Source organism: Thiobacillus sp. SCUT-2 (assembly GCF_035621355.1).
Taxonomy (GTDB): domain Bacteria; phylum Pseudomonadota; class Gammaproteobacteria; order Burkholderiales; family Thiobacillaceae; genus Thiobacillus; species Thiobacillus sedimenti.
The window spans coordinates 2,558,318-2,571,584 of record NZ_CP141769.1; the positions used below are offsets into that span (position 1 = coordinate 2,558,318).

Sequence of the window (13,267 nt, forward strand, 5' to 3'; positions counted from 1 at the left end):
TCGCGTGCTGACGTCGCATCGCTCCCGCACCCGCCTGCTCGCGGCCGCCGGCCTGCTGCTCGCGGCCGCGTCGCCCGCCTGGGCGCTCGACTACCGCAGCACCGCCCGCCCCGCCCTGCTGTACGACGCGCCCTCGACCGCGGCGAACAAGGTCGCCGCGGCAGGCGGCGACGTTCCGTTCGAAGTCGTGATCGACACCGAAAACTGGGTCAAGGTACGCGATTACACGGGCCGCCTCGCGTGGATCGAGAAAGCCGCCCTCGGCGGTCCGCACAGCGTGATCGTCAAGGCCGAGTCCGCGACCGTTCGCAAGCAGCCGCGCGCCGACGCCGACGCCGTGTTCCGCGCCGCGCGCGGGGTGCTCCTCGTGGTGACTGCCCCCCCGGATGCGTCCGGCTGGCTCCCGGTGAAGCACGCCGACGGCCTCGCGGGCTGGATCGCCGCGGGCGACGTATGGGGTCGATGAAGCTCGCGGTGCTCGGCGCCGGCGCGTGGGGCACGGCGCTCGCGGCCCACTGGGCGCCCCACCACGCCGTCACGCTGTGGGCACGCAACGCGGCCGACGTCGAGGCCATGCGGCGCGAACGCGTCAATGCGCGCTATCTCCCCGGATGCCTCCTGCCGGACCCCTTGCAGCTCACGACAGATTTTCAGGCCGCCGTTGCGGCCGCCGACCTGATCGTCGTCGCCGTTCCGAGCGGCGCCCTGCGCCCGACGCTGGCCGCGCTGGCGGCGCATCCCGGGCTGCCGCCCGTGCTCTGGGTATGCAAGGGCTTCGAGCCGGGCAGCCGCAAGCTGCCGCACCAACTGGTCGCCGAACTGCTGCCGAACCCGAACCACACCGGCGTGCTGTCCGGACCCAGCTTCGCCCAGGAAGTCGCGCACGGCTATCCGACGGCACTGACCCTCGCCGCCGAGGACGGCGCGCTCGCGCGCCGACTGGCGGAGGCCCTGTCGAGCCCGCGCCTGCGCATCTACGCCCACGACGACGTCATCGGCGTCGAGCTCGGCGGCGCACTGAAGAACGTGATGGCGATCGCCGCCGGCGTCTGCGACGGCCTGGCGCTCGGCCACAATGCGCGTGCCGCCCTGATCACGCGCGGGCTCGCCGAGATGACCCGTCTCGGCGTCCGCCTGGGCGGGCACTTCGAAACCTTCATGGGACTCTCGGGACTCGGCGATCTCATTCTCACCACCACCGGCGACCTGTCGCGCAACCGGCAAGTCGGCCTGCGCCTCGCGCGCGGCCAGCCGCTCGACACGATTCTCGCCGAGCTCGGCCACGTCGCCGAGGGCGTCACCACCGCGCGCGAGGTCGCCGGGCTCGCCGCCGAACTCGGCGTCGACATGCCCATCACGCGTGCCGTCTGCCAGATGCTGTTCGAGGGGCTGCCCGCCGCGCGGGCGGTCGATGCGCTGCTGAACCGGGAAATCAAGGCCGAATTCTGAGCCGGGGCGCGCGGCGCCGAAGGCCGCGCTTCAGAACAGTTCGACCGAGCCGCTGTGGCGCTCTTCCGGTTCGAGCTTGCCGCTGGACACCAAGTCGCCGTAGTCGCACACCTGGTTGCGGCCATTCTCCTTGGCGTAATACAGGGCCCTGTCCGCCTCCTCGAATACGTAGGGCGGCAACTCCTGGTCGCCGATCGCCGTATAGCCGATGCTCACCGTCACCTGGCCGACCTGGGGGAAGGCATGGTTCTGGATCCGGGTCCGGATGCGATCGAGAATCGCGACGATGGTTGCGGGCGAGACGTCCTTGATCAGCACGACGAATTCCTCGCCGCCGTAGCGGAACACCCAGTCCATGTCGCGCAGGGCATTGCGCACCAGGCCCGCGAAGACAAGCAGCACCTCGTCTCCGATCAGGTGACCGTAGTTGTCGTTGATGCGTTTGAAATGGTCGAGATCGAGCACGGCCAGATAGTCATCCGTCTCCTGGTCGCGCTTGCGGTTGCGCCCCTTGATCCGACCCGCAAGCAATTCGCCCAGCTTCTGCTCCAGCTTCTTGCGGTTGTACAGGCCGGTCAGCGTATCGCGCTCGCTGTCGAACAGCATCCGCGCGAAGTTGACGTAGATCTTGAGCATGCCCTGGGCGATACGCAGGTCCGCCGGCGCCCATTCCGCCTGCCGGAGCACGATCGCCTTGCGCCGCCCCTCCGCCAGGTCCAGTCCGCTGACCAGATAATTCCATCCGCCGTGACTGACCTGCCTGGCGGGCACGTCGGGATCCAGGCCGGCCGCCTCGGCGACCAGGCTGTCGGAAACCGGGAACATGGGTTCGGGCAGCGTGCAAGCCGCATCGAGGATCCAGTGGCCACCTTGCGGGCCCGGGACGAGGCAGACCATGCACACCTGCACGCTGGGGAGCATTTCCAGGATCGACGCCTGCAGCTTGCGCAAGAGGGTCAGTTCGTCACGCTGCTCGGTCAGTTGCGCGACCGACTCGATCACTTCATGGGTGATTTCAGACTGCCGAGGCGATTGCATGGCAACGGGGCATCGAATGCGTCAGAGCAGGATTTTCCGACATATTACTCTTCACGCGGCATTTCGGGCCGATTCTCGCCCGCGGCCGCGCGTCGTGCCGCGATCGGGCGCCGATTCGGCAGCTCCGGCCGCGACGCCGCGTGCCCGTTCACACCCCGCCGGCGAACCCGTTCTGCCGCCAGGCCTCGAACACGGTGACGCTGACCGCGTTCGACAGATTCATGCTGCGCGAGCCGGGCAGCATCGGCAGACGCAGGCGATGATCCGCGTCGAAGCCGTCGAGAATCCCCGCCGGCAGGCCGCGCGACTCCGGGCCGAACAGCAGCACGTCGCCCGCACGATAGTCGATCGTCGCGTAGCTGCGGCTGCCCTTGGTCGTCAGCGCGAACCAGCGCCGTTCCGGCAAGGCCGCCCGGACCGCCTGCCAGTCCGGATGCACGCGCACGCAGGCCATGTCGTGATAGTCGAGCCCCGCGCGCGCCACCTGCTTGTCCGACAGGTCGAATCCCAGCGGCTCGACGAGATGCAGGCGGCAGCCGGTATTGGCCGCGAGGCGGATGAGATTGCCGGTGTTGGGCGGAATCTCGGGCTGAAACAAAACGATGTCAAACATCCGGCTTGGCCTAAAATGAAACCTTCTCCGAAAGTCCCTATTCTATGGTTCCTTACCTCACCACCGCACTCACCGGCCCGCTGCTGGAACTGGAGAAGCGACTGCTCGACGCGCAACCGACGATCGAGCACTGGTTCCGCCAGCAATGGAAGGAACAGGCCGCCCCGTTCTACACCTCGGTCGACATCCGCAACGCCGGCTTCAAGCTGGCGCCGGTCGACACCAACCTGTTTCCCGGCGGCTTCAACAATCTCAATCCCGCGTTCATGTCCTTGTCGATCCACGCAGCGATGGGCGCGGTCGAGAAGATCTGCCCCGACGCGCAGCGCCTGCTGCTGATCCCCGAGAACCACACGCGCAACACCTTCTACCTGCAGAACGTCGCGGTGCTGGCGCACATCCTGCGCCAGACCGGCCTCATCGTGCGGATCGGCACGTTGATTCCCGAGATCACCCAGCCGACCACGCTCGAATTGCCGGCCGGCGGCCGCCTCACGCTGGAGCCGTTGATCCGCAAGGGAGACCGCATCGGGCTGGAAGGCTTCGACCCCTGCGCGGTGCTGCTCAACAACGACCTCTCGGCCGGCGTGCCGGAGATCCTCAAGGGCATCGAGCAGACCATCATGCCGCCGCTGCACGCAGGCTGGGCGACGCGCCGCAAGTCGCGCCATTTCGCGGCGTACCAGAACGTCGCCATCGAGTTTGCACGCCTGGTCGGCATCGACCCCTGGCTGATCGACCCCTACTTCAACCACTGCGGCAAGATCGACTTCCAGGCGCGCCAGGGCGAGGACTGCCTGGCCGAGAAGGTCGACGAGATGCTGAAGAAGATCCGCGTGAAATACGACGAGTACGGCATCGACCAGCCGCCCTTCGTCATCGTCAAGGCCGACGCCGGCACCTACGGCATGGGCATCATGACCGTGAAGTCGCCCGACGACGTACGCGAGCTCAACCGCAAGCAGCGCAACAAGATGGCGGTGGTGAAGGAGGGCCTCGAAGTGAGCGAGGTGCTGATCCAGGAAGGCGTCTACACTTTCGAGAGCATCAACGATGCGGTCGCCGAGCCGGTCGTCTACATGCTCGATCACTTCGTCGTCGGCGGCTTCTACCGCGTTCACACCGGGCGCGGGGCCGACGAGAATCTCAACAGCCCCGGCATGCACTTCGTGCCGCTGGCGTTCGACGAGACCTGCCTCACGCCCGATCGCAGCGCCAATCCCGACGCCACCCCGAACCGCTTCTACGCCTACGGCGTGATCGCGCGCCTGGCGATGCTCGCCGCCAGCATCGAACTCGACGAGTCGCTCAACGAAGCCGAAGCGGCAGCCGCCGCATGAAGCTGCTGTTCGTGGTCGACCCGCTGGCGGGACTCAAGCCCTACAAGGACAGTTCGGTGGCGATGATGCGCGCCGCGGCCGCGCGCGGCGACGCCGTGTTCGCCACCGAGGCGCGCCAGATGGGCGTGTGCGACGGCGTCGCGCGCGCAGCGTGCAGCGCGCTCGAGGTGCGCAGCCACGACGACTGGTTTCGCGTGACCGCGAACGAGACCTTGCCGCTCCGTGACTTCGATGCCGTGCTGATGCGCACCGACCCGCCCGTCGACACCGACTACCTGCTCGCCACCCACCTGCTCGGCGTCGCCGAAGCCAAGGGCGCACGGGTGCTGAACCGGCCGGCGGCGCTGCGCGACTACAACGAAAAGCTCGCGATCCTCAATTTCCCGCAGTTCGTCGCACCGACCCTCGTCGCGGCCGATGCCGACGACATCGCGCGCTTCCTCGGCGAGCACGGCGACATCATCGTCAAGCCTCTCACGGAAATGGGCGGCGCCGGCGTTTTTCGGCTGACGCAGGCCGACCCCAACCGCAACGCCATCCTCGAAACACTGACACGGCGCGGCACACGCGCCATCATGGCGCAACGCTACCTGCCCGCGATCGCCGAGGGCGACAAGCGCATCCTGCTGATCGACGGCGACGTGGTGCCGTGGGCGCTGGCGCGCATCCCGCTGGCCGGGGAGACGCGCGGCAACCTCGCGGCTGGCGGCACCGCGCGGGCGCAAGCCCTGTCCGCGCGCGACCGCGAGATCGCCGAGGCGGTCGCGCCGTGGGCGCGCGAACGCGGCATCTTCCTCGCCGGCCTCGACGTCATCGGTGACTGCCTCACCGAGATCAACGTCACCAGTCCGACGGGATTCCAGGAAATCCACGCCCAGACCGGACACGACGTCGCCGCGCAGTTCATCGCGGCGCTGGCGCGCGCATGAGGACGGCGCGGAACGCCATCGGCTTGCTGCTGCTGTGGCTGCTTGCGGCCTGCAGCGCGCCGCCGCTGGTCCAGCAGCAGTCCTACGTGTTCGGCACCCTCGTCGAAGTCAGCGTCTACGGCGCGCCCGAAGTACAGGCGCAGAAGGCAATTGCTGCCGTGCTGCAGCACTTCGACGAACTGCACCGCCGGCTGCATGCCTGGCAGCCCAGCGAACTCTCGCGGCTGAACGCCTCCTTCGCGAAGGGCGAGCATGCAGCGGTCGCGCCCGACCTCGCGGCGATGCTGCTCGACGCACAGGCGCTGGCCGCCCGCTCCGACGACCTCTTCAACCCCGCCATCGGCGGACTCATCGCGCTGTGGGGCTTCCATTCCGACGCGCCGCGGGGAACCGTGCCGGACGATGCGGCGATCGCGCGCTGGGTGCGCGCCGATCCGCGCCTGCGCGACATCCACGTCGCGAACGGCATGGCATGGAGCGACAACCCGGCCGTGCAGCTCGACCTCGGCGGCTACGCCAAGGGCCGCGCGCTCGACGACGCGGCCGCGATCCTCAAGGCGCACGGCATCGCCAACGCGCTGGTCAACATCGGCGGCAACGTGATCGCGCTCGGCCGCCACGGCGACCGCCCGTGGCGGGTGGGCATCCAGCACCCGCGCCGGGCCGGCACGCTGGCGACGCTGGACCTGCGCGACGGCGAGGCGATCGGCACCTCGGGCGACTACCAGCGCTTCTTCGAGGCGGGCGGTCGCCGCTACTGCCACCTGATCGACCCGCGCACCGGGCGGCCGGCCGCGGACATGCAGTCGGTCACGATCCTGGTGTCGGGCCCGCACGCCGGTACGCGCTCGGATGCCTTGTCCAAGCCGCTCTTCATCGATGGCCCCGCGCATCTCGCGGAGCACGCGTCCCGCCTCGGCGTCGCCGATTATCTTGCGGTCGACGCCGCCGGCAAGATGCACGTCTCCGCCGCCATGAAGGCGCGGCTGCGTTGATCGTTTTGGGCATCACGTTGCCCCCCTCCCTCGCTCGCGGGGGAGGATTGGGGAGGGGGAAAGCGCAGGTCTTGCGCGCTAGAATGCTGTTTTTGGCATGACGCATTCCCCATGATTGGCATTCTCATCGTCGCCCATGGTTCGCTCGCCGACAGCCTGGTCGAGTGCGCCACCCACGTGCTGGGGCAGCGGCCGCGCGGGCTGGCCACGCTCGACTTCATCGGCCATGCCGACCCCGACGAGCGCCAGAAGGCCCTGCAGTCGCGCCTGGCCGAACTGGACGAAGGCGACGGCATCCTGGTCCTGACCGACGTCTATGGCGCCACGCCCAGCAACACGCTGTGCCGCCTGCTGGAGCCCGCGCACATCGAAGGCGTGTCCGGCGTCAACCTGCCGATGCTGCTGAAGGCATTGAACTATCGTGACACGCTCAAGCTTGCGCAGCTCGTCGAGCGCATCGTCGAAGGCGGGCGCAACAGCATCAACCATATCTCCGAGACCATGTGCCATGCAGCAACGGGACGTTGAAGTCGTCAACAAGCTGGGCCTCCACGCGCGCCCCTCGGCCCGTCTGACGCAGCTGGCGTCCAGTTTCAAGAGCGCCGTGTTCATGTCGCGCAACGGCCGGCGCGTCAACGCCAAGAGCATCATGGGCGTGATGATGCTGGCCGCCGCCAAGGGCAGCACCATCACGCTCGAGACCGACGGCGACGACGAAGTCGAGGCCATCGACGCGCTGGCCGCGCTCATTTCGAGCGGATTCGGGGAGGAACGGTGAGCTTCTCGCTGCACGGCATCGGCGTCTCCGGCGGCATCGCCATCGGCTACGCGCACCTCACCTCCAATGCGCGCATCGAAGTGCCGCAATACATGCTCGAAAGCCGCTACATCCAGGACGAGCTGGCGCGCTTCGACGAAGCCATCCTCGCCACGCGCGCCGAGCTGGAGGTCCTGCGCAGCCACATCCCGCCCAATGCGCCCGCCGAGCTGTCGGCCTTCCTCGACATGCACCTCATGTTCCTCGGCGACTCGATGATCGCCGAGGCGCCCAAGCGGCTGATCCAGGAAACCCAGTGCAACGCCGAATGGGCGCTCGCCCAGCAGATGGAAGCCCTGGTGGCGCGCTTCGACGAGATCGACGACGCCTACCTCAGGAGCCGCCAGGAAGACGTCGTGCAGGTGGTGCAGCGCGTCCTCAAGGCGCTGATGGGCCATCCCAGCCACCTGCCGCTCGACGTCAATTTCGACGTCGAGCGCATCCTCGTCGCGCACGAGCTGTCGCCGGCCGACATGGTGATCTTCAAGAACGTGCACTTCGCCGCGTTCGTGACCGACCTCGGCGGCACCACCTCGCACACCGCGATCCTGGCGCGCAGCATGGGCATGCCGTCGGTGATGGCGCTGCACAACGCGCGCGGGCTGATCCGCGACCATGACCTGCTGATCGTCGACGGTCGCGACGGCGTGGTGATCGTCAACCCCGACGAGTCGGTGCTCGCCGAATACCGCCTGCGGCAGAACCAGTGGCGCATCGACACCGACAAGCTGAAGCGCCTGAAGACCAGCAAATCGGCCACCCTCGACGGCACGCCGGTCGAGCTGATGGCGAACATCGAACTGCTGTCGGACATCGACGCGGTGAAGGCCGCCGGCGCGCACGGCATCGGCCTGTTCCGCAGCGAATTCCTGTTCCTCAACCGCTCGGACCTGCCGACCGAGGACGAGCAGTACGCGGCCTACAAGGCGGTGGCGGAGGCGCTCGACGGCAAGCCGGTCACGATCCGCACGCTCGACCTCGGCGCCGACAAGCAGGCGCCCTGGGGCCACACGGTCGCCGACAACCCGGCACTGGGGCTGCGCGCGATCCGCCTGTGCCTCGCCGAGCCCGGCCTGTTCCACACCCAGCTGCGCGCCATCCTGCGGGCGTCGGCGCACGGCCGGGTACGCATCCTCATCCCGATGCTGGCGAGCTTCGTGGAGCTGCGGCAGACCCTGCAGCGCATCGACGAAGCCAAGGCGTCGCTGCGCAAGGACGGCCTCGCCTTCGACGAGGCCATCCCGATCGGCGGGATGATCGAGGTTCCGGCGGCTGCGCTGTCGGCGGCCTTCTTCGCCGATCAGCTCGACTTCCTGTCGATCGGCACCAACGACCTGATCCAGTACACGCTGGCGATCGACCGCGCCGACGACAGCGTCGCGCACCTCTACGACCCGCTGCACCCGGCGGTGCTGAGCCTGATCCAGCAGACGATCCGCGCCGGCGCCAAGGCCGGCAAGCCGGTCGCGGTGTGCGGGGAGATGGCGGGCGACCCGCTGCTGACGCGCCTGTTGCTGGGCCTCGGGCTGCGCACCTTCTCGATGCAGCCGGCCAGCCTGCTGCAGGTCAAGCAGCAGGTGCTGAAGTCCCACCTGGAAGAACTGGCGCCGCCGACGCAGCGGCTGCTGAAGAACACCGACCCGGACAAGACGACCGCGCTGCTGAATCGACTGAACGGCAGCTGAGGTCCGTGGGGCGCCGCGCGATCGCCTAGGCGGCGAGTTGCTCCGCGATGCGCGCGAGTTCCGCCTTGTCCTGGCGCAGCGCGTTGATTTCGTCCTTGATCTGCGCCATGCGGCTGTGCAGCATGGCCATGTTCTCGAGGATGCGCTGCAGGTTGGCCAGCCGCGTGTCGAGATACTGCTTGTGCTCGCGAATCCGGGTCATCACCGGATCGAGCGCGATGCGCAGCCAGCGCTCGGCTTCCATGCGCGCGAGGTTGAAGGCCTTGCGCGCCTCCTCGGCCAGCCCGGCGTAGAAGCGGCGGATCATGAAGCGCTTCTCCAGCATCAGGTTGGCGGGGTCCCGGCAGAAGGCCTCGGTCTCGCGCGTCAGGGCCTCGAGCCGGTTGCGATAGGCGCCGAGGTCGAGGCGCGGCACCTGCATCTTCGGCAGATGGTGCTGGCGGTGGAAGCGGATGTAGGCCTGCTCCAGCGCGTCGAGCATGTTGTCGGCCAGTTTAGTCGCCTGCACGATGCGTTCGCCCATCTGCACGCTCAGCTGACGGATGCCGCTCGTCAGGCCACGCGTCGTGAGGCTCGACTCCATCGCCTCGCGCCCGGCCTTGCAGATTTCGCCCAGCGTTTCCTCCGAGAGGAAGGACAGCAGGTGGGCGCCCTGCGCCTGCACCGCCTTGCGCGTCGACCGGAACTGGCTGGCCGTCGCGTCGTAGCTGTCCTTTTCCTTCTGCAGGCTCGCCCGCGTCTGCTCGATGATGTCGCGGTTCTTGCCCGACAGCTGGGTCAGCTGGATCAGTTCGTCGCTGCTGCGCTTGAGCCGCGCGGCGAGGTCGACGCGGCTCTCGTCGAGCATGCTGCTGACCTCACGGCTCACCGCGTGATAGAGCATGTCGCGCCGCGCGGGGATCACCTGGTGCGCCAGCAGATACTCCAGCGCCTCGATGCCGGACCGCACGCGCAGCGCCGCATCGCCCCGGATCGTCGCGGCCAGCGCCTTCTGCGCCGATACGGTGAACACGCGGCTGCGCGGCAGCTTCAGCACGCGGGCGGCCTCCTCCGCCTGGCGCTCGATGCTCGCCAGGACTTCGGCGTCGCTCTTCAGCTCGTCCCACAGCATGTCGATCTTGTTGAGCACCGCCACGTGGTAGTTGGCGTGGCGATGGACGTGCTTCTGCCAGATCTCGAGGTCCGAGCGCGTGACGCCGGTATCGGTCGCCAGCAGATACATCACCGCATGCGCGCTGGGGATGACCGACAGCGTCAGCTCCGGCTCGGTGCCCAGCGCGTTGAGCCCGGGCGTGTCGAGGATCGTCAGGCCGGCCTGCAGCAGCGGATGCGGATAGTTCACCATGGCATAGCGCCAGGCGGGCACCTCGACCGTGCCGTCGGCGCGCAGATGGTGGCGCTCGGTATCGTCCTCGCCATTCCACAAGCCGAGCTCGATGGCCTCCACCGCCGGCATCAGCTTGGTCTCGGTCAGCTTCTTCAGGCTTTCCTGCAGCTGCTTCGAATCGGTCGGATCGAGCAGTACGCGGCACCACTCGATCGGCATGTGCTTCAGTCGCGCCAGGGATTCTTCGCGCCGTCGCGTCTCGATCGGCAGCAGGCTGAGGCAGGGGGCCTCATCCGCGTTGAAGAAGAGCTCGGTCGGACACATCGTGGTGCGCCCGGCATCGGAAGGCAGCAGCCGCTGCCCGTGGTCGGCGAAGAACAGCGCATTGATGAGCTCGGTCTTGCCGCGCGAGAATTCGGCCACGAATGCCACCACCAGCTTGTCCTGGCGCAGGCTCGACGCCGTGTCCGCCAGGCGCAGGGTGCGTTCCGCATCGATGCCGTGCTGGCGGTCGAGCCAGTCCGCATAATCGGTGATCGCCGTCGCCAGCCGCATGCGCCGCGCGCTGAAGTCGGAGACTTCCTGTTCCAGATGGATGCTCATGTCTTGCTGCTGTTCTCGATATCAAGCCAGGGCGTCGCCACCCCCGAAACCGCCACGGTCTTCTGCCGCGACGTCTCCCCCCGCACCAGACGCACCGCTGCCTTCGGAATCCCCAGCCGGGCCGCCAGCCAGGACACCAGATGCGCATTCGCTTTGTTATCGACCGGCGGCGCGGCAATCTTTAGCTTGAGCCGTCCACCGTGTTCGCCGGCGGCGGCGGTCACTTTCGCCCCCGGCTGCACGTGCAGGTCGAGCAGCCAGTCGTTGCCGTCGCGGCGCGCCCAGGACGGCGGAGACGGTTCGCTCATGCCGGACCGGAAAACGGGACCAGAACGCCGGCCCGGCTCAGAGCGACCCGAGCAGCGCGCGCTCCAGCGCCAGCACCGGCAGCATCAGGACCAGCTGGCAGAGGATGAACAGCACCAGCGGGGTCAGGTCGACCTGGCCGACCATCGGCACGATGCGCCGCAAGGGGCGCAGGAAAGGCTCGGTCAGCTCGTAGACCACGGGGGTCAGCGGGGTATTCGAATGCACCCAGGACAGCACCGCGCGCACCAGCGTGAGCCCGATGACCATGTAGACGGCCAGGCTGATCAGGCGCACCACCGCCAGCCCCAGCATGACCGGCCAGACCTTGCCGCCCGCCAGGGCGAAGGGAAAACCGTCGAGCCAGTAGCTCGCCGTCACGACGGCGAACTCGACCAGCCAGGCGAGCACCACGCAGGCCCAGTCGAGTCCGAAAAATCCCGGCACGACCCGGCGCAGCGGCCTGACCGCAAAGTCGGTGACGGCGACGACGAATTGCGCGAAGGGATTGCGGAACGGCACGCGGAACAGCTGCATCAGGAAGCGCAGCAGCACCGCGACGGCAAACAGGTTGCCCAGCGTCTGGATCAGGAAGATCAGCGCACCGGCAATCATGCCAGCCGCCCCAGTTCGTCGCCCAGTTCGGCGCTGCGGCGGCTCGCCGCCTCCACCGCCTGCCCGATGCCAGCCCTGACGCCGGCCGCGTCCAGCGCCGCCAGGCCGCGTTCGGTCGTGCCGCCCTTCGAGGTGACGCGCTGGCGCAGCACGGCCGGCTCCTCACCCGACTCGAGCGCCAGCTTGGCCGCGCCGAAGAAGGTCTGCAGCGCGAGCTGGCGGGCCGTCTCGGCCGGCAGCCCCTGGGCGACGCCGGCGGCCTCGAGCGATTCGATGAAATAGAAGACGTAGGCCGGCCCGCTGCCCGACACCGCGGTCACCGCGTCGAGGCGCGTCTCGTCGTCCACCCACACGACGCCGCCGACGGCGCGCAGGATCGCCTCGGCCTGCGAGCGCGCGTCCGCGTCGACGCCGGGCGACGCGTAGAGGCCGCTGATGCCCGCCCGCACCAGCGCCGGCGTGTTGGGCATGGTACGGACGATGCGCGCGTGGCCGCCGAGCCAGCGGGCGAGGTCGGCGACCCGGATGCCGGCGGCGATCGAAACCACCAGATGGCCGGCCAGGCGGGTCGCCAGCGCCGCCGCCACCTCGGGCAGGGACTGCGGCTTCACCGCCAGCACGAGCAGCGGATGCAGGCGCGCCTGCGACAGGTCCGTGTGCGTCACCACGCCGAAGCGGGCCGAAAGCTGCGCCCGGGCGTCGGCATTGACCTCGACCACCTCGATGTCGGTCGGCTGCGTGCCGCTGGCGATCAGCCCGCCGATGATGGCCGCGGCCATGTTGCCGCCGCCGATGAAGCTTACCTTATGCATTCCTGATCCTTTTTCCAAACAGGGCCGTCCCGATCCGCACGATCGTCGCCCCTTCCTGTATCGCCGCCTCGAGATCGGCCGACATGCCCATCGACAGCGTGTCGAGGCCATGGCCACGCGCGCGCAGATCGTCGAACAGCTCGCGCACCTGCCGGAACGCCTCGCGCTGGGCGGCGGCATCCGCCGTCGGCGCCGGGATCGCCATCAAGCCGCGCAAATGCAGCCCCGGCAACTTGGCCACGGCCCCGGCCAGCGCCGGCAAGGCTGCCGGCGCCACCCCGCCCTTGCTCGCCTCGCCGCTGACGTTGACCTCGATGCAGACCTGCAGGGGCGGCAAGCCCGGCGGCCGCTGGGCCGACAGGCGCTCGGCGATCTTGAGGCGGTCGACGCTGTGCACCCAGGCGAAATTTTCCGCAATCGGCCGCGTCTTGTTGCTCTGGATCGGGCCGATGAAGTGCCATGCCAGCGGCAGATCGGCCAGTGCCGCCTGCTTGGCCTGCGCCTCCTGCAGGTAGTTCTCGCCGAACGCGAGCTGGCCGCACGCCGCCAGCTCGCGCACCGCGGCCGCGCCGAAGGTCTTGCTGACCGCCAGCAGCGTGACCCCTGCCGGATCGCGCATCGCCGCCGCCGCGGCCGCGGCGATGCGGGCCCGCACCGCCTGCAGCCGCCCCGCCGCAGCCCCGCCACAGGCCGGCCCGCGAGGCTCAAGTTCGGGCATTCCAGAACCGTTATCCATTG

Annotated in this window: 15 protein-coding genes; 8 read left to right on the forward strand and 7 right to left on the reverse strand. The window is 68.7% G+C overall.

All coding sequences use genetic code 11. The features are described from left to right. Window positions 1-4 precede the first annotated feature (4 nt). Together VA613_RS12800 and VA613_RS12805 are read left to right on the forward strand one after the other, a co-directional pair. Window positions 5-466 (forward strand): SH3 domain-containing protein, encoded by a 462-nt coding sequence (locus tag VA613_RS12800; protein WP_324779401.1) that lies wholly within the window; start codon window positions 5-7, stop codon window positions 464-466. Beyond that, on the forward strand, window positions 463-1,449 hold the full coding sequence (locus VA613_RS12805; RefSeq protein WP_324779402.1) for an NAD(P)H-dependent glycerol-3-phosphate dehydrogenase: 987 nt from the start codon (window positions 463-465) through the stop codon (window positions 1,447-1,449). Before VA613_RS12800 ends, VA613_RS12805 begins: the two co-directional genes overlap by 4 nt. A gap of 30 nt (window positions 1,450-1,479) precedes the next feature. Here VA613_RS12805 and VA613_RS12810 read toward each other — a convergent pair whose 3' ends face one another. After that, window positions 1,480-2,487: a GGDEF domain-containing protein gene (locus tag VA613_RS12810; protein ID WP_324779403.1), complete on the reverse strand. Its 1,008-nt coding sequence runs from the start codon at window positions 2,485-2,487 to the stop codon at window positions 1,480-1,482. A 148-nt stretch (window positions 2,488-2,635) separates the two neighbouring features. After that, window positions 2,636-3,100, reverse strand: coding sequence for a tRNA (cytidine(34)-2'-O)-methyltransferase (locus VA613_RS12815; protein ID WP_324779404.1), 465 nt, complete (start codon window positions 3,098-3,100; stop codon window positions 2,636-2,638). 44 nt (window positions 3,101-3,144) lie between these two features. On the opposite strand from VA613_RS12815, the gene gshA reads away from it, so the two are divergent. From gshA to ptsP, 6 genes are all read left to right on the forward strand, one after another. Beyond that, the gene (gshA, locus tag VA613_RS12820; protein WP_324779405.1) at window positions 3,145-4,440 is read left to right on the forward strand and encodes a glutamate--cysteine ligase; all 1,296 of its coding nucleotides are present in this window, start codon (window positions 3,145-3,147) and stop codon (window positions 4,438-4,440) included. Continuing rightward, window positions 4,437-5,369: a glutathione synthase gene (gene gshB / locus VA613_RS12825; protein ID WP_324779406.1), complete on the forward strand. Its 933-nt coding sequence runs from the start codon at window positions 4,437-4,439 to the stop codon at window positions 5,367-5,369. Before gshA ends, gshB begins: the two co-directional genes overlap by 4 nt. Further along, complete coding sequence (locus VA613_RS12830; protein ID WP_324779407.1) at window positions 5,366-6,364, forward strand: FAD:protein FMN transferase; 999 nt, start codon at window positions 5,366-5,368, stop codon at window positions 6,362-6,364. The genes gshB and VA613_RS12830 overlap by 4 nt, the downstream gene beginning before the upstream one ends. Window positions 6,365-6,475: 111 nt before the next feature. After that, window positions 6,476-6,892: a PTS sugar transporter subunit IIA gene (locus tag VA613_RS12835; RefSeq protein ID WP_324779408.1), complete on the forward strand. Its 417-nt coding sequence runs from the start codon at window positions 6,476-6,478 to the stop codon at window positions 6,890-6,892. Continuing rightward, a complete protein-coding gene (locus VA613_RS12840; protein ID WP_324779409.1) occupies window positions 6,873-7,142 on the forward strand; it encodes an HPr family phosphocarrier protein in 270 nt (89 codons plus the stop codon). The genes VA613_RS12835 and VA613_RS12840 overlap by 20 nt, the downstream gene beginning before the upstream one ends. Further along, a complete protein-coding gene (gene ptsP, locus VA613_RS12845; RefSeq protein ID WP_324779410.1) occupies window positions 7,139-8,866 on the forward strand; it encodes a phosphoenolpyruvate--protein phosphotransferase in 1,728 nt (575 codons plus the stop codon). Before VA613_RS12840 ends, ptsP begins: the two co-directional genes overlap by 4 nt. A gap of 25 nt (window positions 8,867-8,891) precedes the next feature. On the opposite strand, the gene VA613_RS12850 is transcribed toward ptsP, so the two are convergent. From VA613_RS12850 to VA613_RS12870, 5 genes are read right to left on the reverse strand one after another with little or no spacing between them, the layout of a single operon-like run. After that, a complete protein-coding gene (locus VA613_RS12850) occupies window positions 8,892-10,796 on the reverse strand; it encodes a dynamin family protein (RefSeq protein WP_324779411.1) in 1,905 nt (634 codons plus the stop codon). Next, on the reverse strand, window positions 10,793-11,104 hold the full coding sequence (locus VA613_RS12855) for a DUF167 domain-containing protein (RefSeq protein ID WP_324779412.1): 312 nt from the start codon (window positions 11,102-11,104) through the stop codon (window positions 10,793-10,795). Before VA613_RS12855 ends, VA613_RS12850 begins: the two co-directional genes overlap by 4 nt. 37 nt (window positions 11,105-11,141) lie before the next feature. Beyond that, a complete protein-coding gene (locus tag VA613_RS12860) occupies window positions 11,142-11,717 on the reverse strand; it encodes a YggT family protein (protein WP_324779413.1) in 576 nt (191 codons plus the stop codon). Then, window positions 11,714-12,529: a pyrroline-5-carboxylate reductase gene (gene proC / locus VA613_RS12865; RefSeq protein WP_324779414.1), complete on the reverse strand. Its 816-nt coding sequence runs from the start codon at window positions 12,527-12,529 to the stop codon at window positions 11,714-11,716. The genes VA613_RS12860 and proC overlap by 4 nt, the downstream gene beginning before the upstream one ends. Then, complete coding sequence (locus VA613_RS12870) at window positions 12,522-13,247, reverse strand: YggS family pyridoxal phosphate-dependent enzyme (RefSeq protein ID WP_324779415.1); 726 nt, start codon at window positions 13,245-13,247, stop codon at window positions 12,522-12,524. Before VA613_RS12870 ends, proC begins: the two co-directional genes overlap by 8 nt. Window positions 13,248-13,267: the final 20 nt, after the last annotated feature.